The organism is Pseudomonas sp. PA-1-6B (assembly GCF_021609545.1).
Classification (GTDB): domain Bacteria; phylum Pseudomonadota; class Gammaproteobacteria; order Pseudomonadales; family Pseudomonadaceae; genus Aquipseudomonas; species Aquipseudomonas fluorescens_BV.
This window is the reverse complement of record NZ_WJZM01000004.1, coordinates 20,608-38,310: the sequence shown is the minus strand read 5'-3', so window position 1 is coordinate 38,310 and position 17,703 is coordinate 20,608. Positions and strand designations below refer to the sequence as shown.

The 17,703-nt window shown below is 58.1% G+C and carries 22 protein-coding genes, 1 tRNA gene and 1 pseudogene; 18 read left to right on the top strand and 6 right to left on the bottom strand.

Features of this window, described 5'->3' with window-relative positions:
• Nucleotides 1–3 precede the first annotated feature (3 nt).
• Complete coding sequence (locus GIV35_RS03650; RefSeq protein WP_003188364.1) at nt 4–306, top strand: YkgJ family cysteine cluster protein; 303 nt, start codon at nt 4–6, stop codon at nt 304–306.
• A 108-nt stretch (nt 307–414) separates the two neighbouring features.
• Here the strand turns inward: GIV35_RS03650 and GIV35_RS03645 are convergent, their stop codons facing one another.
• The 6 genes from GIV35_RS03645 to hemA all read right to left on the bottom strand — a co-directional run bounded on the left by GIV35_RS03645 (nt 415) and on the right by hemA (nt 5,781).
• On the bottom strand, nt 415–933 hold the full coding sequence (locus GIV35_RS03645; RefSeq protein ID WP_014716838.1) for an acyloxyacyl hydrolase: 519 nt from the start codon (nt 931–933) through the stop codon (nt 415–417).
• Between the two features lie 112 nt (nt 934–1,045).
• Complete coding sequence (gene murI / locus GIV35_RS03640) at nt 1,046–1,840, bottom strand: glutamate racemase (RefSeq protein WP_198715289.1); 795 nt, start codon at nt 1,838–1,840, stop codon at nt 1,046–1,048.
• Nucleotides 1,833–2,588 (bottom strand): molybdopterin-synthase adenylyltransferase MoeB, encoded by a 756-nt coding sequence (locus GIV35_RS03635; protein WP_236264170.1) that lies wholly within the window; start codon nt 2,586–2,588, stop codon nt 1,833–1,835. The genes murI and GIV35_RS03635 overlap by 8 nt, the downstream gene beginning before the upstream one ends.
• Entirely contained in the window at nt 2,582–3,412 is an 831-nt protein-coding gene (gene prmC, locus GIV35_RS03630) for a peptide chain release factor N(5)-glutamine methyltransferase (RefSeq protein WP_060772716.1), read from the bottom strand. The genes GIV35_RS03635 and prmC overlap by 7 nt, the downstream gene beginning before the upstream one ends.
• The gene (prfA, locus tag GIV35_RS03625) at nt 3,413–4,495 is read right to left on the bottom strand and encodes a peptide chain release factor 1 (protein ID WP_054896862.1); all 1,083 of its coding nucleotides are present in this window, start codon (nt 4,493–4,495) and stop codon (nt 3,413–3,415) included.
• Complete coding sequence (hemA, locus tag GIV35_RS03620; RefSeq protein ID WP_034128081.1) at nt 4,495–5,781, bottom strand: glutamyl-tRNA reductase; 1,287 nt, start codon at nt 5,779–5,781, stop codon at nt 4,495–4,497. Before hemA ends, prfA begins: the two co-directional genes overlap by 1 nt.
• A 121-nt stretch (nt 5,782–5,902) precedes the next feature.
• Between hemA and GIV35_RS03615 the strand changes: the two are divergent.
• The 17 genes and pseudogenes from GIV35_RS03615 to GIV35_RS03535 form a co-directional block, all read left to right on the top strand.
• A pseudogene (locus tag GIV35_RS03615) lies at nt 5,903–5,989 on the top strand (outer membrane lipoprotein carrier protein LolA); the annotation flags it as partial.
• A gap of 108 nt (nt 5,990–6,097) precedes the next feature.
• Nucleotides 6,098–7,822, top strand: a complete 1,725-nt coding sequence (locus GIV35_RS03610) for a tetratricopeptide repeat protein (protein ID WP_236264168.1) — start codon at nt 6,098–6,100, stop codon at nt 7,820–7,822.
• 4 nt (nt 7,823–7,826) lie between these two features.
• On the top strand, nt 7,827–8,444 hold the full coding sequence (gene lolB, locus GIV35_RS03605) for a lipoprotein insertase outer membrane protein LolB (protein ID WP_223023415.1): 618 nt from the start codon (nt 7,827–7,829) through the stop codon (nt 8,442–8,444).
• A gap of 1 nt (nt 8,445) precedes the next feature.
• Nucleotides 8,446–9,297 (top strand): 4-(cytidine 5'-diphospho)-2-C-methyl-D-erythritol kinase, encoded by an 852-nt coding sequence (gene ispE / locus GIV35_RS03600; protein ID WP_223023414.1) that lies wholly within the window; start codon nt 8,446–8,448, stop codon nt 9,295–9,297.
• Between the two features lie 37 nt (nt 9,298–9,334).
• Nucleotides 9,335–9,409: transfer RNA gene (locus GIV35_RS03595), tRNA-Gln, on the top strand.
• A 46-nt stretch (nt 9,410–9,455) separates the two neighbouring features.
• Nucleotides 9,456–10,397, top strand: a complete 942-nt coding sequence (locus GIV35_RS03590) for a ribose-phosphate pyrophosphokinase (RefSeq protein WP_003171603.1) — start codon at nt 9,456–9,458, stop codon at nt 10,395–10,397.
• 137 nt (nt 10,398–10,534) lie between these two features.
• Complete coding sequence (locus GIV35_RS03585) at nt 10,535–11,134, top strand: 50S ribosomal protein L25/general stress protein Ctc (protein ID WP_003188351.1); 600 nt, start codon at nt 10,535–10,537, stop codon at nt 11,132–11,134.
• 167 nt (nt 11,135–11,301) lie between these two features.
• Nucleotides 11,302–11,886 carry an aminoacyl-tRNA hydrolase gene (gene pth / locus GIV35_RS03580; protein WP_003188350.1) on the top strand — a complete coding sequence of 195 codons (585 nt, stop codon included), beginning with the start codon at nt 11,302–11,304 and terminating at the stop codon, nt 11,884–11,886.
• Between the two features lie 22 nt (nt 11,887–11,908).
• A complete protein-coding gene (ychF, locus tag GIV35_RS03575) occupies nt 11,909–13,009 on the top strand; it encodes a redox-regulated ATPase YchF (RefSeq protein ID WP_014716830.1) in 1,101 nt (366 codons plus the stop codon).
• A gap of 370 nt (nt 13,010–13,379) precedes the next feature.
• The gene (locus GIV35_RS03570; protein ID WP_089041406.1) at nt 13,380–14,297 is read left to right on the top strand and encodes a sigma 54-interacting transcriptional regulator; all 918 of its coding nucleotides are present in this window, start codon (nt 13,380–13,382) and stop codon (nt 14,295–14,297) included.
• 181 nt (nt 14,298–14,478) lie between these two features.
• Nucleotides 14,479–14,646 (top strand): hypothetical protein, encoded by a 168-nt coding sequence (locus GIV35_RS03565; RefSeq protein WP_034128085.1) that lies wholly within the window; start codon nt 14,479–14,481, stop codon nt 14,644–14,646.
• A 53-nt stretch (nt 14,647–14,699) separates the two neighbouring features.
• Nucleotides 14,700–15,062 carry a hypothetical protein gene (locus GIV35_RS03560; RefSeq protein ID WP_054897134.1) on the top strand — a complete coding sequence of 121 codons (363 nt, stop codon included), beginning with the start codon at nt 14,700–14,702 and terminating at the stop codon, nt 15,060–15,062.
• A 6-nt stretch (nt 15,063–15,068) separates the two neighbouring features.
• A complete protein-coding gene (gene sctJ, locus GIV35_RS03555; protein ID WP_105225666.1) occupies nt 15,069–15,857 on the top strand; it encodes a type III secretion system inner membrane ring lipoprotein SctJ in 789 nt (262 codons plus the stop codon).
• Between the two features lie 169 nt (nt 15,858–16,026).
• Nucleotides 16,027–16,392, top strand: coding sequence for a type III secretion protein (locus tag GIV35_RS03550; RefSeq protein ID WP_419789664.1), 366 nt, complete (start codon nt 16,027–16,029; stop codon nt 16,390–16,392).
• A gap of 24 nt (nt 16,393–16,416) precedes the next feature.
• A complete protein-coding gene (gene sctL / locus GIV35_RS03545) occupies nt 16,417–16,989 on the top strand; it encodes a type III secretion system stator protein SctL (RefSeq protein WP_034128089.1) in 573 nt (190 codons plus the stop codon).
• A gap of 104 nt (nt 16,990–17,093) precedes the next feature.
• Entirely contained in the window at nt 17,094–17,312 is a 219-nt protein-coding gene (locus GIV35_RS03540; RefSeq protein WP_034128090.1) for a hypothetical protein, read from the top strand.
• A gap of 1 nt (nt 17,313) precedes the next feature.
• Complete coding sequence (locus GIV35_RS03535) at nt 17,314–17,703, top strand: type III secretion system chaperone (protein WP_105225664.1); 390 nt, start codon at nt 17,314–17,316, stop codon at nt 17,701–17,703.

Here is a 17,703-nt window from a genome sequence, read left to right as displayed (position 1 = left end):
CCTATGACCAACATCCCTCACATTCAAATCACCGAACCCGTCACGTGCTCGACGTGCGCGGCTTGTTGCTGCCAGCTGGAAGTCATGCTGATCACCGACACCGGCGTGCCACAACGCTTTATCGATACCGACGATTGGGGGGGTGAGGTGATGCTGCGCCTGGACGACGGCTGGTGCGCAGCGCTGGACCGCGACACGATGATGTGCACGATCTATGAGCTTCGGCCGTTGATTTGCCGGGAGTTCGAGATGGGGGCGCCGGAATGCCTTGAAGAGCGTGAAGGCATTACCACGGCCTACCGCTGATTCTGTAGGAGCGAGCTTGCTCGCGAAAAACCTGAGAACGCCGCGTTAAACCTGATTCGCTGCGTTATCGTTGAGGTTCTTCGCGAGCAAGCTCGCTCCTACAGTGCATTACAGCGGCATGGTGTAGTGCAGCGAGTAGCTCTCTACCCCATCGTTATTGCTGCTGATGCCGGCATTGGAATAGTGCGTGGCACGAATGCCCACTTCATGCCCGCCGTTGAACCGCAGGCCAAAACCCAGGCGGTCTTCGAACTGGAAGGACTGGCCGATGTTGTTGTCTTCCAGCCGAGTGCGAGAGAACAACGCCACGCCGATACCGGCTTCGATGTAGGGCTTGACCGACTCGCCGGCAAACTCATACACAAACACCGGCGAGAACGACAGGCTGCTGGCGCCCGCACGGTCATCCCCTTCCCAATAGGTATAGGCGCCGCTCCAGTAGCCGGTCAGTCGGCCGACATTGCTCTGCATCCAGCTTTTGTCCCAATCAGAGGTCAGGCCCAGGCGGTAGGTCAGCGTCGAATCGCTGGTGCTACCCAAGCCGAACTCCAGGCCGGCGGCCTGGGCTGAAACAGAGTGTCCCAACATAGCGGCCGCAATCGCAGCCAAACAGAACAAGCGCTTCATGTGAAACGTCCTTTGCAAACGGAATAATTTGGGTTGTGTACAGGCTAACGGGCTATAGAAGCCGACGCATAGCCAGAAGTTCAGCTTTTTTCAGGCTGATTTCACGAAATTTTCACGAGCCAAAGCTTCGCACAACTCCAGGATGTTTCCAAAGTGTCGGTAGGATATTTCCTAGGTGACACAGATCGCCGCTGGTCCAGAACTGTGCAGGTTCAGGTTCGCCAACGGCCAGCAGGTCGCGCTCACCCAGCAAGCGCTTGAGCTGGCGCGCCACGGCGGCGCCGGTATCAATGAGGATGATGCTGGGGGGCAGCATCTGCGCCAGGAGTGGCTTGAGGAAGGGATAATGAGTGCAACCCAGGATGATGGTGTCGCAACCGGCGCTAAGCAGCGGCTCAATATAGCCTTGCAGCAGGGTGTGCAGGGCGGGGCTGTTAAGGTCGCCGGCTTCAATCAGCTCCACCAGGCCCGGGCACGGCTGGGTAATCACCCGCACATCGGTGGCAAAACGGTCGAGCAAGGCGGCGAACTTGGCGCTTTGCAGTGTGCCCGTAGTGGCGAGCACACCCACCACACCACTGCGCGTGGCCGCGGCAGCAGGTTTGACCGCAGGCTCCATGCCTACCAGCGGCCAGTCGGGGTAGTCCTGGCGCAAATCGGCCACCGCGGCGACCGTCGCCGTGTTGCAGGCAATCACAAAGGCCTTGGCGCCCCGCTCGCGGAAAAACTCAGCGACCGAGCGAGAACGTTCAAGAATGAACGCCGGCGTTTTCTCGCCATAGGGAATGTGCCCGCAGTCCGCCACGTACAGCAGTGACTCGTGGGGCAACAACTGCTGGATTTCTTCCAGCACCGTCAGGCCGCCGATGCCGGAATCGAACACACCAATAGGCGCGCCCTTAACCATGCTTTGCCCCGCAGACGCTGCAGCCTGGGTCACGCTTGACGCGCAACTCGCGAAAACGCGTGGTCAGCGCATCGATCAACAACAGGCGCCCTACCAACGACTCACCAAAACCGGCCAGCAGCTTCAAGGCTTCCAGCGCTTGCAGGCTGCCAACCACACCGACCAACGGCCCGACAACGCCGGCTTCGCTGCAGGTCAGTTCAGTGTCGCTGCCGTGCCCATACAAACAGTGGTAGCAGGGACTGTCAGCGCGACGGGGGTCGAATACCGACAATTGCCCCTCAAGGCGAATGGCCGCGCCACTGACCAACGGTTTGCCGGCGGCGACGCAGGCTACGTTGACCGCCTCGCGGGTAGAGAAGTTATCGCTGCAATCGAGCACCAGGTCCACTGCGTTGACCGCAGCGGCCAGCGAGTCGGCATCCAGCACAGCACGATGGGCGACCAGGGCGACTTCAGGGTTGATCGCTCTCAGGCGCCCCATGGCCGAATCGACCTTGGTCTGCCCCACGCTGTTAGTGTCATGGATGATCTGGCGTTGCAGGTTGGTCAAATCGACCGTATCGAAATCCGCCAAGTGCAATTCGCCCACCCCAGCAGCGGCCAGGTAAAGCGCCACCGGAGCGCCCAGGCCACCCAGGCCGACGATCAACGCGCGGCTCTGTTTCAGGCGTAATTGGCCATCAATGTCGACATGCTGCAACAGAATCTGCCGGCTATAGCGCAACAGCTCCTGATCGGTCAGCACGGGCGGCGCCCCAAGGTGATGCGTTCGTGACCGCCGAGGTCGATGCGACTGTGTACGCCGTCAAAGCCTTGGTTGAGTAACAAATCGCGCACGACCTGGGCCTGGTCGTAGCCGTGTTCAAGCAACAGCCAGCCTCCGTCGTTCAGGTGGCCGGGAGACTCTTGGATGATCAGGCGCAAGTCGTCCAGGCCATCATGCCCCGCCACCAGCGCACTGGCCGGTTCGAAGCGCACATCGCCGGCCACCAGGTGCGGGTCATTGTCGGCGATATAGGGCGGGTTGCTGATGATCAGGTCGAAGCGCTGGCCTTGCAGGGCGCTGAACCAATGGCTGTTGAGCACCGTAGCGTTAGTGAGGTGCAGGCGTTGACGATTGCGCTCGGCCAGGGCCACGGCCTCCAGCACACGGTCGACCGCCGTGACCTGCCAGGCTGGACGTTCGCTGGCCAAGGCCAAGGCGATGGCGCCGCTACCGGTGCCCAGGTCCAGGACCTGGGCGGGCGTGGCGGGCAGCAATTCCAGGGCAGCTTCCACCAGCAATTCAGTTTCCGGACGAGGGATCAAAGTGTGCGGTGCTACTTCCAGGTCGAGTTTCCAGAAGCCTTGCTGGCCGAGGATATAGGCCACCGGCTCGCCGCTGCGGCGGCGCTGCAGGTAGCCGGAAAAGGTCAGGGCGTCTTCGCTGCTGACGATCTTTTCCGGCCAGGTATGCAGATAGCTGCGCGATTTGCCCAGGGCAGCGGCCAGCAGCAACTCCACGTCCAGGCGCGCCGTCGGCGAGTCGGGCAGGTCAGCGGCGCGCAGCAGGCTGGCGATGATGGTCATTTAGTCACCTATCGCCGCCAGTTGGTCGGCCTGGTATTCGGCGAGCAAAGGCTCGATCACCGCATCCACGCCCCCGGCGAGAATTTCGTCGAGGGAGTACAGGGTGAGGTTGACCCGATGGTCCGTGACGCGGCCCTGGGCAAAGTTGTAGGTACGGATACGCTCGGAGCGGTCGCCGGAGCCCACCAGCAGCTTGCGTTCGCTGGCAATTGCGTTGGCCGCGGCGCTGGTCTGCTGGTCGTTCAACTTGGCCGACAACCAGGACATGGCCCGCGCACGGTTCTTGTGCTGGGAACGTTCTTCCTGGCACTCCACCACAATGCCCGACGGCAAGTGTGTGATACGGATCGCCGAGTCGGTCTTGTTAACGTGCTGGCCACCCGCGCCGGATGAGCGGTAAGTGTCGACACGCAAGTCCGCCGGGTTGATCTCGATGGCTTCCTGTTCGTCCGGCTCAGGCAACACCGCGACGGTGCACGCCGAGGTGTGGATGCGGCCCTGGGATTCCGTCGCAGGCACCCGTTGCACGCGGTGCGCACCGGATTCGAACTTCAGCTTGCCGTAGACGTTGTCGCCTTCAACCCGGGCGATGACTTCTTTATAGCCACCGTGCTCGCCCTCGTTCTCGGAGAGGATCTCCACGCGCCAGCCGCGACGCTCGGCATAGCGCGAATACATGCGGAACAGGTCACCGGAAAAAATCGCCGCCTCGTCGCCACCGGTACCAGCGCGGATTTCGAGGAAAACGTTGCGTCCGTCGTTAGGGTCCTTGGGCAGCAGCATGCGTTGCAGGTCACCCTCAAGCTCAGCGAGTTTTTCCTTGGCTTCGCGGACTTCTTCCACGGCCATTTCGCGCATGTCCGGGTCGCTGTCCTTGAGCAGGGCCTGGGCGCCTTCGAGGTCGGCCTGGACTTTCAGCAGGTGTTTATAAGTGGCCACAATGGGCTCAACTTCGGCGTATTCCTTGGAATAAGCACGGAATTTGGTTTGATCGGAAATGACCTCGCCATCGCCGAGCAAGGCGGTCAGTTCTTCGAAACGGTCCTGGAGCACATCCAGTTTATTGAGCAGTGACGCTTTCATTACGGTTTTTTATCCGAAGAGCTGTCTGACGCGCCCTCACCGAGGGCAAAGAGTTCCTGGGCCATGGCCAGCGCATCGAGGCGGCCTTCGGCGGTAAGCTTTTTCAACTGAACGCTAGGAGCGTGGAGCAGTTTGTTGGTCAGGCCACGGGCCAATTGCATCAGCACTTCCTCGGCGCCGCTGCCGTTGGCCAGCATGCGCTGGGCCTTGAGCAACTCTTCATCACGCAGGCGTTCACCCTGCTGACGATACGCCTTGAGCACATCCACTGCCGCCAGTTCACGCAGGCGCACCATGAAATCTTCGGCGCCGGTGCTGACCATTTCCTCGGCCGCCTGGGCGGCACCCTGACGGCTCTTGAGGTTTTCAGCGACCACTTCATGCAGATCATCGACGCTATAAAGGTAAACGTCGTCCAACTCGCCGACTTCGGGCTCGATATCCCGTGGAACGGCGATATCTACCATGAAGATCGGCTTGTGCTTGCGCAGCTTCAACGCGCTCTCGACCGCGCCCTTGCCCAGAATCGGCAATTGGCTGGCGGTGGAACTGATGACGATATCACTGCGCACCAGTTCAGCGGGAATGTCCGACAGCAGCACCGCATGGGCACCGAACTGCTCGGCCAGAATGCTGGCGCGCTCCAGGGTGCGGTTGGCGACCACGATGCGCTTCACGCCAAGATCGTGCAGGTGACGGGCCACCAGGGTGATGGTTTCACCAGCGCCGATCAGCAGGGCCTGGCTGCGCTGCAAGTCGCTGAAAATCTGCTTGGCCAGGCTCACAGCGGCAAAGGCCACGGACACCGGGTTTTCGCCGATGGCCGTATCGGTACGTACTTGCTTGGCGGAATTAAAGGTGGCCTGGAACAGGCGGCCCAGCAATGGGCCGACGGTGCCGGCCTCACGCGCCACGGCGTAGGCAGACTTCATCTGGCCGAGAATCTGCGGTTCACCCAACACCAGCGAGTCGAGACCGGCCGCCACGCGCATCATGTGACGAACTGCCGCATCCTCCTCATGCACATAAGCGCTGGCACGCAGGTCATCGAGGCTCAAATGGTGATAATCGGCCAGCCAGCGCAGCACCACATCCGCCGAGAGATGTTCCTGCTCTATATAGAGCTCGCTGCGATTGCAGGTCGAAAGGATCGCAGCTTCGCGGCTGTCGGTGAGCCGGCAGAGCTGCTGCAAGGCCTCAACCAACTGCTCTGGCGTAAACGCCACGCGCTCGCGCACGTCTACGGAGGCAGTCTTGTGGTTAATACCGAGTGCGAGGAAGGCCATTCAATATCGCTGATGATGTCGGGAAGCCGACAATTGTCCTACTTCGAAAGATTCAGAACAACCACCGTCGTCTATTGTCCCTATACCTTATGCCTATCAATGCACTTTTGCAGGAGCGAGCTTGCTCGCGAAAATCGTCAACGATAACGCGGCAAGCCGGGCGCCCAGCGGCGCTCTCAGGTTTTTCGCGAGCAAGCTCGCTCCCACAAAGGAAAGGCAAAAGGCAGCAATAGTCGTATTCCGAGTGCCCCGGTTATGTTTGGCCGAAGGCTTGTGTCATGATGATCCGACCGCAGGTTAGTCGTCCTCTTCCTATATGAATAGATCTTCCGCGTTGCTCCTCGCTTTTGTCTTCCTCAGCGGCTGCCAGGCCATGGCACCCGTGTCGCCGGACGCTACGTCGCCGGTGGAAGACAGCACTCCCGCCCCTGAAAAACCCAAGGTTTATTCCTCGTTCAGTGAAGAAACGATCTACAGCCTGCTGACCGCTGAACTGGCCGGCCAGCGCAATCGCTTTGATATTGCGCTGGATAATTACGTGACCCAGGCCATCAACACCCAGGACCCCGGGATTTCCGAGCGAGCGTTTCGCATCGCCGAATACCTGGGCGCCGACCAGGCAGCGCTGGACACCTCGCTGATCTGGGCCAAAAATGCCCCGAATGATCTGGAAGCCCAGCGCGCCGCAGCCGTGCAACTGGCGCGTGCCGGGCGCTATGACGACTCCATGGTTTATATGGAGAAGGTCCTGCAGGGCAAAGGCGACACACATTTTGACTTTCTTGCGCTGTCGGCCGCCGACACCGACCAGGACACGCGCAACGGCCTGATGAAGAGTTTCGATCGCCTGCTGCAAAAGCACCCGAAGAACAGCCAGTTGATTTTCGGCAAGGCCCTGCTGCTGCAACAGGACGATGAAGCCGACGCCGCGCTCAAGCTGCTGGAGCAGAACCCGCCGGAAGAAGGTGAAATCGCGCCCATCCTGTTGCGTGCACGCCTGCTGCAAAGCCTTAACCGCGGCAAGGAAGCGATTCCGCTGCTGGAAAAAAGCATCAAGAAATACCCCGGCGACAAGCGCCTGCTCCTGACCTATGCACGTATGCTGGTTGAGCAGGACCGTATGGAAGACGCCAAAGTGCAGTTCGCCAACCTGGTCCAGCAATACCCGGACGACGACGAACTGCGTTATTCCCTGGCATTGGTGTGCCTGGAAGCCAAAGCCTGGGACGAGGCCAAGGGCTACCTGCAAGAGCTGATCGAACGTGACAGCCACGTGGACTCGGCGCACCTGAACCTGGGCCGCATCGCTGAAGAGCGCAACGACCCGCAGGCGGCCCTGCTTGAATACGCCCAGGTCGGCCCTGGCAATGATTATCTGCCAGCGCAATTGCGCCAGGCCGATATCCTGATGAGCAACGGCCGCACCGACGAAGCGGAAAAACGCCTGGCCGCGGCCCGCGATGCCGAACCGGACTACGCCATCCAGCTGTACCTGATCCAGGCCGAGACCTTATCGGCCAACAAACAGGGCGAACGCGCCTGGAAACTATTGCAACAGGCGTTGCAGCAATACCCCGACGATTTGAACCTGCTGTACACCCGCGCCATGCAGGCGGAAAAACGCAATGACCTGGCGCAGCTGGAAAAAGACCTGCGCCTGATCATCAAGCGCGACCCGGACAACGCCATGGCACTTAACGCCCTGGGCTACACCTTGTCCGACCGCACCACGCGCTACGCCGAAGCCAAGGCGCTGATCGAACAAGCCCATGCGCTCAACCCGGAAGACCCTGCCGTGCTCGACAGTCTGGGCTGGGTGAATTACCGCCTGGGCAACCTCGACGAGGCCGAGCGCTTGCTGCGCCAGGCCCTGGAGCGTTTCCCGGACCAGGAAGTTGCCGCACACCTGGGCGAAGTGCTCTGGGCCAATGGCAAGCAGCGCGAAGCCCGACAAATCTGGGAAAAATTCCTCAAGGAACAACCCGACAGCCCCATCCTGCGCAGCACCATCAAGCGCCTGACCGGATCCGAGACCCTTTAAGCTTATGTTCTTGCGCCACGTTATCGTTTTCAGTTTCATCGCCCTGCTCGCCGGTTGCGCGGGTATCGGCAGCCGTGAATCCGTTGAAGGCCAGGGCAACCCGGTACAATGGAAACAACACAAGGACCAGCTCAGCAGCATTGATGGCTGGCAGATCGAGGGCAAGGTCGGGGTGCGTGCGCCGAAAGACTCTGGCAGCGGCACGCTGTTCTGGCTGCAGCGCCAGGACTATTACGACATTCGCCTCTCGGGCCCCCTGGGCCGTGGCGCGGCCCGCCTGACTGGCCGGCCAGGGCAAGTGAGCCTGGAAGTGGCCAATCAGGGCCGCTACGAGGCAACCTCCCCGGAAGAACTGCTGGAGCAGCAGATTGGCTGGAAGTTGCCCGTCTCGCATCTGGTCTGGTGGGTGCGCGGTCTGCCGGCACCTGACAGCAAGAGCCGTCTGAGCCTCAATGGCGACAGCCGCCTCGCCACCCTCGAGCAGGATGGCTGGCAGGTCGAATATTTGAGCTACGTGGAGCAAAGCGGCTATTGGCTACCCGAACGTATCAAGCTGCATGGCACCGACCTTGATGTCACGCTGGTGATCAAGGACTGGCAACCGCGCAAGCTGGGGCAATAACGTGTCCGTACAAAAATTGACCCTGCCCTCCCCGGCCAAGCTCAACCTGATGCTGCACATCCTTGGCCGCCGTGAAGATGGCTACCACGAGTTGCAGACGCTGTTTCAGTTTCTCGACTACGGCGATGAGCTCACCTTTGCCGTGCGTGACGATGGCGTGGTTCAGTTGCACACCGAATTCGACGGTGTGCCCCACGACAGCAATCTGATTGTGCGGGCGGCCAAAAAACTTCAGGAACAATCCGGCTGCCCACTTGGCATTGATATCTGGATCGACAAAGTCCTGCCCATGGGCGGTGGTATCGGTGGCGGCAGCTCAAATGCCGCGACCACTTTGTTGGGCCTCAATCACTTATGGCAACTGGGCTGGGACCACGATCGCCTTGCTGCGCTGGGCCTCACGCTGGGCGCCGACGTCCCGGTTTTCGTGCGGGGGCACGCCGCATTTGCTGAAGGCGTCGGGGAAAAACTCACCCCTGTAGAGCCCGAAGAACCTTGGTATGTCGTGCTGGTGCCGCAAGTATCTGTAAGTACAGCAGAAATTTTTTCAGATCCGTTGTTGACACGTAACTCTTCTCCCATTAAAGTGCGCCCCGTTCCCAAGGGAAACAGTCGAAATGACTGCTTACCGGTTGTAGCAAGGCGTTATCCAGAGGTACGTAACGCTTTGAATTTGTTAGGTAAATTTACCGAAGCAAAATTAACCGGAACTGGAAGTTGTGTGTTTGGGGGCTTCCCAAGCAAAGCTGAAGCTGATAAAGTCTCGGCCCTTCTTACAGAGACCCTTACAGGGTTTGTAGCAAAAGGAAGCAACGTTTCGATGTTGCATCGCAAGCTGCAAAGTCTGCTCTAAAAGGAACCGAGTGTTAGGCACTCGTTGCAACAGATACAGGGGCGTCGCCAAGCGGTAAGGCAGCAGGTTTTGATCCTGCCATGCGTTGGTTCGAATCCAGCCGCCCCTGCCATTTTCTAATACTCATCCAGGTTACCCTCAGCCTCTAGGTACTGCGCGTGTCCAAGATGATGGTCTTTACGGGGAATGCCAACCCCGATCTGGCTCGACGTGTCGTACGTCAGCTGCATATCCCTCTCGGTGACATCTCTGTCGGTAAATTCTCCGACGGCGAAATTACAGCCGAGATCAATGAAAATGTCCGCGGTAAAGACGTCTTCATTATTCAGCCGACCTGCGCTCCGACCAACGATAACCTGATGGAACTCGTCGTGATGGCTGATGCCTTCCGCCGCTCCTCAGCGACTCGAATCACAGCTGTAATCCCTTACTTTGGTTATGCCCGTCAGGATCGCCGTCCGCGCTCCGCACGTGTAGCTATCAGCGCGAAAGTCGTTGCTGACATGCTGACCGTGGTAGGTATCGACCGTGTGCTCACGGTTGACCTGCACGCTGACCAAATCCAGGGGTTCTTCGATATTCCGGTAGATAACATCTACGGCTCCCCCGTCCTGGTGGATGACATCGAAGACCAGCGCTTTGAAAACCTGATGATCGTGTCCCCGGACATTGGTGGCGTCGTGCGTGCACGGGCTGTTGCCAAATCCCTGGGCGTGGACCTCGGGATCATCGACAAACGCCGTGAGAAAGCCAATCACTCTGAAGTGATGCATATCATCGGTGATGTCGAAGGGCGCACCTGTATTCTGGTTGATGACATGGTCGACACCGCCGGCACCCTGTGCCACGCGGCGAAAGCCTTGAAAGAGCACGGTGCAGCAAAAGTCTTCGCCTACTGCACACACCCTGTGCTGTCGGGCCGAGCGATCGAGAACATCGAGAACTCCGTGCTGGACGAACTGGTGGTGACTAACACCATCCCGTTGTCCGCCGCAGCTCAAGCCTGTGCACGTATCCGCCAACTGGATATTGCACCGGTCGTTGCCGAAGCGGTTCGCCGCATCAGCAATGAAGAATCGATCAGCGCGATGTTCCGTTAAGGGTCAAACCAACGGATCACCTCACTGACGAAAAGCGCCCCGCCCCAGCATTCCGCTGGGGCGGGGCTTTTTTGCCCATATCGAGTTCGGCGCTGGTCGCAAACGCCCCTCGATGATGGCTATTTTGGAGATACAACATGAACGAATTTACTCTGAACGCCCAAGCGCGTACTGACCTGGGGAAAGGTGCGAGCCGCCGCCTGCGTCACGCCGCCAACATCCCAGCCGTTGTCTACGGTGGTAACAAGCCTGCTGAATCCGTGACCATCCTGGCCAAGGAAATCGCCAAGCTGTTCGAAAACGAAGCTGCCTACAGCCACGTTATCGAGCTGAACGTCGACGGCGCCAAGCAGAACGTCATCGTTAAAGCGATGCAGCGTCACCCTTCCAAGCAGTTCATCATGCACGCTGACTTCGTTCGCGTTGTAGCTGGCCAGAAACTGACCGCCATCGTGCCTGTGCACTTTGTGGGTGAAGAAGCTCCGGTCAAGAAAGGCGGCGAGATCTCTCACGTCCTGAACGAAATCGAAGTGACCTGCCTGCCGAAAGACCTGCCTGAGTTCATCGAAGTCGACCTGTCGGCTCTGGAAATCGGCGCCATCGTTCACCTGTCCGACCTCAAGGCCCCTAAAGGCGTTGAGTTTGTTGCACTGGCTCACGGTGATGACAAAGCTGTTGCCAACGTTCACGCTCCACGCGTTGCTCCAGAAGAAGCTGAAGAAGGCGCTGCAGAGTAATTCACTCTGTATTGCCGGAGCTTGAGGAAACATCGCGGACCGAAACGTAGCGAGAAAGCGGGCGATAACGCGGCGTTTACTCTTGAGTAAATGATGTAGTGTCGTCCACTTTCGCCGCACCTGGGTACGGCGATGTTATCCACAACTCCAAAGGAAGGGCCCCTGTCGTGACTGCCATTAAACTGATCGTTGGCCTGGGAAATCCAGGCGCCGAATACGAACAGACCCGGCATAACGCGGGGGCCCTTTTTGTTGAGCGTATCGCCCACGCCCAAGGCATCAATCTGGTGGCCGACCGCAAATATTTTGGCCTGACCGGGCGCTTCTCGCATCAGGGTCAGGATGTTCGTCTGTTGATTCCCACCACCTACATGAACCGCAGCGGCCAGGCTGTCGCGGCGCTTGCGGGCTTCTTCCGGATCAAACCCGAAGAAATCCTGGTGGCCCATGACGAACTGGACCTGCCACCCGGCGTAGCCAAGCTCAAGCTCGGCGGCGGGCATGGTGGGCACAATGGCCTGCGTGACATCATCGCGCAGTTGGGCAATCAGAATAATTTTTACCGTCTGCGGCTCGGCATTGGCCACCCAGGCGTTGCCAGTATGGTTTCAAATTTCGTCCTGGGTCGTGCGCCACGCGCCGAACAGGAAAAACTCGATGCCAGCATCGACTTTGCCCTCGGCGTGCTGCCGGATATCTTCGCCGGTGAATGGAACCGTGCGATGAAAAACCTGCACAGCCAGAAGGCTTGACTCTTATCCGAGGGGAAACACCATGGGATTCAATTGCGGCATCGTCGGCCTGCCCAACGTCGGCAAGTCCACCCTGTTCAACGCCCTGACCAAGTCCGGTATTGCGGCGGAGAACTTCCCCTTCTGCACCATCGAACCCAACAGCGGCATCGTACCGATGCCGGACCCGCGTCTTGACGCACTGGCGGCCATCGTCAATCCCAAGCGCATCCTGCCGACCACCATGGAGTTCGTCGACATCGCGGGCCTCGTCGCCGGCGCCTCGAAAGGTGAAGGCCTGGGCAACAAGTTCCTGGCCAACATCCGCGAAACCGATGCTATCGCCCACGTGGTCCGCTGCTTTGAAGACGAGAACGTGATTCACGTCTCCAACAGCGTAGACCCCAAGCGCGACATCGAGATCATCGACCTGGAACTGATCTTCGCCGACCTCGACAGCTGCGAAAAGCAACTGCAGAAAGTCGCGCGTAACGCCAAGGGCGGCGACAAGGATGCAGTGGTCCAGAAGGGCCTGCTGGAGCAGTTGATCGCGCACTTTACCGAAGGCAAACCGGCGCGCAGCCTGATGAAGAATATGGGAGCCGATGAGAAGGCCGTGATCAAGGGCTTCCACCTGCTGACCACCAAGCCTGTGATGTACATCGCCAACGTTGCCGAAGACGGCTTCGAGAACAACCCGCTCCTCGACGTGGTCAAGGCCATTGCCGACGAAGAAGGCGCCATCGTTGTTCCGGTGTGCAACAAGATCGAAGCGGAAATCGCCGAGCTCGATGACGGCGAAGAAAAGGACATGTTCCTCGAAGCCCTGGGCCTGGAAGAGCCTGGCCTGAACCGCGTGATCCGCGCCGGCTACGAAATGCTCAACCTGCAGACCTACTTCACCGCCGGTGTCGAAGAAGTCCGCGCCTGGACCGTCAAGGTCGGTGCTACCGCGCCACAGGCGGCTGGCGTGATCCACACCGACTTTGAGAAAGGCTTTATCCGCGCTGAGGTGATCGCTTACAACGACTTCATCCAGTTCAAGGGTGAAGCCGGTGCCAAGGAAGCCGGTAAGTGGCGCCTGGAAGGTAAGGATTACATTGTCAAAGATGGCGATGTGATGCACTTCCGTTTCAACGTGTAAGCGTTAGCTGAACCTCTGCCCGATACAAAAAAACCGACGCATTGCGTCGGTTTTTTATTGCCTCCTGTTTCTACCTGCCACCCAACTAAAAGCCCCACACATAGAAAACTTAATCACTCATAACCCTTGATCGATTTAAACGATGAATCCCTCAAGCCTTAAGTCTTCTCCTACACTAAACATTCAACAACCATCAAGAATGCACTTGAACAATACAGTGCCCTGACATAGTTAATATTTGACACGCTCTCGCGCAGTATTTTCATACTAATAAGCACGATGACATTTTTGATTATTTGCGCTCTACTGACCGCACGCCAACAGCGTTCTATCAACAGTGAAGTGATAGCGATAGTGGAGCACCCTGACTATGTCAGCCTCTTACAAGACAACAAATGAGACATACTTCCCTTCTGTTGAAACCTTGGATATCGAACGTACGCTCAAGAGTACTGCAGCGCTCGATATCGATATTTTGTTATTGGGGGAGACGGGTACTGGCAAGGATACCCTGGCCCAACGGATCCATCGTTTGTCGGGGCGACGAGGTCATTTTGTCGCAGTGAACTGCGCCGCCATCCCGGAAAGCCTCGCAGAGAGCCAACTGTTCGGCGTCAACAGCGGCGCCTATACAGGAGCAGTGCAATCACGTGCGGGTTTTATCGAAACCGCACACCTGGGCACCTTGTATCTGGATGAAATCGACAGCATGCCGCTTTCCATGCAGGCCAAACTGCTACGTGTGCTGGAGTCACGCGGCGTCGAACGCCTGGGCTCAACCCGGTTTATCCCGGTGGACATGCGAGTCATCGCCTCTGCGCAACAATCCCTGCATGAGATGGTCGAGCAGGGAAAGTTCAGGCGCGATCTGTATTTCCGCCTGAACGTCGTAAATATCAATCTGCCTGCGCTGCGCAATCGCCGTGACCGAATCGTCCCGTTGTTCCTGAATATGATTCAAGAGGAAGCCGAGCACTATAAGTGTCTCGCCCCAAACCCTTGCAGCGAGCTCGTCCAACAGTTGCTGTGCCATCCATGGCTGGGGAATGTGCGTGAACTGCGCTCGACTGCCAAACGTTTCGTACTGGGTCTGGCGCCATTATCAAGCTCGCCCTCGAACGCTACAAACCAACCCACCAACCTGAAAGAACGTCTGCAACAAATCGAGAAAGCTCTGATTGAAGAGTCGCTGCGGCGTCATACCTACTGTGTGGACGAGGTGGCTGTAGAGTTGGGCATGGCAAAGAGAACGCTTTACTACCGAATGAAACAACTAGATATACAGTAGCCCGCTGCTCAGCCGACACCGAAGACACCTTCAGACACACCCTTTAAGTAAAAGCGGGAACCATATTCGAGCCTGAACCACACAAGGATGAGCCTGATATATTTAGTGCCTATCGGCAGCAACACTATTGCAACTACGCATCAAGGCTCAAATGTCATTTCTTAGATAGCGGAGCATCACTATGAGTATTTCTGGCATCAACCCGCAAAGCTACCACCCCCCGGTCACCGGTGGCGAAAACGCAGACCTTAAGGCAGAAAGGAAGCAACTGCTTCGCGAATCCATGAAAGAAAGCAATGAGGCGTTCAGGATCAGTGAGCAGAAAAAGAACAACGACGCGCTGCGTTAAATAGCTTCACCGCCCTTGGTCATCAAAGGGCGGGTTTCCCCTTAGAGGTCCATATGCAAATAGAAGAAGTCGACGTATTACGCGAATATCAAAACGGCCTTACAGCCCACAGGTCCCCTACCCAACCTACGCACCACAGCGAAGATGCGAGCTTTTTCAGCGCGTTATTGGCCCCCTCGATGCAACGGGTTACCGCCACGCCATCCTCGAACGCACTGACCGACGCTTTGCAGTATTTGGACAAGGCTAAAAGTGGTATGAGTCGAGGTCTCAAGGACTTCAACAATGAGTTCAAAGAAAAAAATCGGCTCAACTACACCCCCAATCTTTCAGACTCCATTCTACTGACCCAAACCCTGGTGAAGTGCGTCGGCAAGGGCGCGCAATGCCTAGAAAAAATCAGCAACCTGCAGTAGGAAAAAATGACTCGTTTTCTATCCGTCGGATTAGTTTTCTCGCTGGCGCTGATGCTGGGCGGCTGCGGCGAAAGTGTCGAACTGCATCGCCAACTCTCCGAGCAGGATGCCAATGAGGTCATCGCGGAACTGGCTGACAAACACATACGCGCACAAAAAGTGCCTGCCAAAGACGGCGTCGTGGTGCGTGTCAATGCAGCCGATATCAGCCGCGCCGTTCGCACACTGGAAGCGGTCGGATTGCCCAAGGTCGCCCGTGCCACGATGGGGGACACCTTCCGCAAGGAGGGCGTCATCTCTACGCCACTGGAAGAGCGTGCCCGGTATATCTATGCCCTGTCCCAGGAGTTGGAGGCGACCCTGTCAAACATCGATGGGGTCATCGTCGCTCGTGTGCACGTGGTGCTGCCCGAACGCGTGGCTCCCGGTGAGCCCGTCCAACCCGCCTCCGCCTCCGTGTTCATCAAACATGACCCACGACTGGAGCCCGACAGCATCCGCGCGCGCGTACGCAGGATGGTATCCAGTAGTATTCCTGGCATGACCACTGCACTGGACAACGCTCAGAAGCTCACGGTGGTTTTTGTACCGGCAACGGCTTACCAGGAACAACAACGCCTGAGCTACTTCGGTCCGTTCCTGATCCCCGAGGAAGACATCGGTTTTTGGCGTACCGCTATGAGCTCTCTGGTTATCGGCGCGATGCTGACACTCGTCTTGGCGCTGTTCTGGCGCATACGAAGCCAACGATCAAGGCAGGAACCTGTCGCCCCAACGCCTCTAGCGAATGAGTGATCATCTGGCCTGGGCCCAATGGTGGGCCAGTCCGTGGCAGTTTTCGCACCCGGACGCGATCAGCGCTCACGCCTACCACGCATTACCCGCCTTGTGCCGCAGCCAACCCGCGCTGGCGTGCGCAGCGTTGGGCATCGAGCCATGTCTGCCTCCCCCTCCCTGTGCAACGGTGCTTGGTTTGGCCCTGGCTTCCCGGGAGCAGTTCGATCTAGCGATAGCACTGCTGGAGCTTACGTGCCATCCCAACCTCGACAGCCCCTTGTGCGATGAACACCGCAAGTGGTGTGAGCGCCTTGCCAAGGCGCTGCACCCTGACGCCCTGTTGCAGCCGGAGGATGATCCAATGCAATTGCTGAGGGCCTGGGTCGAGCCTGCTGTCTGGCAACGTCTTCGTCTGCGCTTGCCCCCTGACCGGGTGCAGGCACTTGAAACCACACACCTGCCACTTGACGATGCGCATGGCCGGCTCAATACGCTGTGGCAGGCGATTGTCTGGCGTATCGACGCAACGGGCAGTGAAACAACTCGTCGTTAACGGCAACACACCAGAGCATTGTCTATGTTGACCCAACGCAAAATCGAATTGCACGACGGCGCTTCCGGGCAGCCAAAAGTACTGATTACCCGGGAGATGCTCGCCGATTGCTTTCAGTCCGCGCAGTTGCTAGATAGCGCACGGGCACAAGCTGAAGAGCTGCTGCGCCAGGCGGTTGAGCATCGTGAAGAAATGCTTGAGCAGGCCCGCCTCGACTTCTGGTCACGCGCCCACGCGCAACTCAGTGCGTGGGAGCGCCAACGCAAGGCGATGTGTGACAACCTCGAACACTACGCAACATCCATCGCCAACCGAGCCTTCCACTGCCTGTTGGAGGAAGTGCCTCCCCCAAAGCGCCTTTCGGCATTGGTCAAACAGTTGGTAACGACGCAAATTCCACCTATGAAGGCCACCTTGGTTTGCAACCCGCTCGAACATGAGCAGATAGCCCAAGCCTTGGTCCAGCTGGGCTCTACACCTTGGAAGCTTCGCCCCGATGACCAGGTCAAACCTCAATCGCTGCTACTGGAAACAGATGAAGGCGATTTTCGGATCGACTGGGCCTCGATGCGAGAAATATTGTTTACAAACGTGTAGGGACATAGCGGTAGAGGCAGGCGATATCTTTAAAAAAATTTCTTCCGATGGAACTGGTGGCAAACAACCCGCCACACAGTTCAGACACATCTGGAGTAAAAATCATGGACTTTCACGGAAACCTGAAAAACCATCTATTGAGGCAAGTTCAGGCTGATATCAAGCGGGTGAATACGGCCTATAAAGATCCGGAAGCGCTCGATGCAGATATCGATTACTTCAGCAACCTCATGAAACAACAGAAGCTCTCTGTCATCGCGTTCAACGAACACACGCGCTCCAGACATACACTGCTCAAAACAGCGCTGGATGGCGTGCAATAAGTTGCAAGCACTCCTTGCCGGTTGGCTGAACGGCCACGAAGAGCAGCTCACCTTGTTTGAGAGCGACGACGAAATCATCTTTCAACGCGTTTCGAACAGATTGCTGGTAAAGGTCCAGTTGACCCAGGCGGGTGACCACAAAGCCCAGTTGCGCACCTGGATGCGCTTGGGAGGCCCTAGCCTGAGCTATTTTCAAGGTGCAGTTGCATTGGCGCCGACCACCGGTGCGCTTTGGCTTATTCAATGCGTGGAGAGGGGGCACGGCGAAGCGCTGGCGAAGTGCCTCGAGTCCCTCCTCAACCAACGCGACACCTGGCGCGCCGTCGTCGCGCGCCAGGCGCGGCCTGTACGCACATTCATATCCACGTCGCTGCGCTCGACACCGTACTAA

Excerpts from the sequence above, each read along its gene's own strand:
- lolB (WP_223023415.1), top strand. The coding sequence starts at position 7,827 with ATGTTCTTGCGCCACGTTATCGTTTTCAGTTTCATCGCCCTGCTCGCC.
- GIV35_RS03560 (WP_054897134.1), top strand. The coding sequence starts at position 14,700 with ATGCAAATAGAAGAAGTCGACGTATTACGCGAATATCAAAACGGCCTT.
- prmC (WP_060772716.1), bottom strand. The coding sequence starts at position 3,412 with ATGACCATCATCGCCAGCCTGCTGCGCGCCGCTGACCTGCCCGACTCG.
- GIV35_RS03585 (WP_003188351.1), top strand. The coding sequence starts at position 10,535 with ATGAACGAATTTACTCTGAACGCCCAAGCGCGTACTGACCTGGGGAAA.
- murI (WP_198715289.1), bottom strand. The coding sequence starts at position 1,840 with ATGGTTAAGGGCGCGCCTATTGGTGTGTTCGATTCCGGCATCGGCGGC.
- GIV35_RS03570 (WP_089041406.1), top strand. The coding sequence starts at position 13,380 with ATGTCAGCCTCTTACAAGACAACAAATGAGACATACTTCCCTTCTGTT.
- GIV35_RS03650 (WP_003188364.1), top strand. The coding sequence starts at position 4 with ATGACCAACATCCCTCACATTCAAATCACCGAACCCGTCACGTGCTCG.
- prfA (WP_054896862.1), bottom strand. The coding sequence starts at position 4,495 with ATGAAAGCGTCACTGCTCAATAAACTGGATGTGCTCCAGGACCGTTTC.
- GIV35_RS03540 (WP_034128090.1), top strand. The coding sequence starts at position 17,094 with ATGGACTTTCACGGAAACCTGAAAAACCATCTATTGAGGCAAGTTCAG.
- GIV35_RS03565 (WP_034128085.1), top strand. The coding sequence starts at position 14,479 with ATGAGTATTTCTGGCATCAACCCGCAAAGCTACCACCCCCCGGTCACC.
- GIV35_RS03645 (WP_014716838.1), bottom strand. The coding sequence starts at position 933 with ATGAAGCGCTTGTTCTGTTTGGCTGCGATTGCGGCCGCTATGTTGGGA.
- sctL (WP_034128089.1), top strand. The coding sequence starts at position 16,417 with ATGTTGACCCAACGCAAAATCGAATTGCACGACGGCGCTTCCGGGCAG.
- sctJ (WP_105225666.1), top strand. The coding sequence starts at position 15,069 with ATGACTCGTTTTCTATCCGTCGGATTAGTTTTCTCGCTGGCGCTGATG.
- hemA (WP_034128081.1), bottom strand. The coding sequence starts at position 5,781 with ATGGCCTTCCTCGCACTCGGTATTAACCACAAGACTGCCTCCGTAGAC.
- GIV35_RS03610 (WP_236264168.1), top strand. The coding sequence starts at position 6,098 with ATGAATAGATCTTCCGCGTTGCTCCTCGCTTTTGTCTTCCTCAGCGGC.
- ychF (WP_014716830.1), top strand. The coding sequence starts at position 11,909 with ATGGGATTCAATTGCGGCATCGTCGGCCTGCCCAACGTCGGCAAGTCC.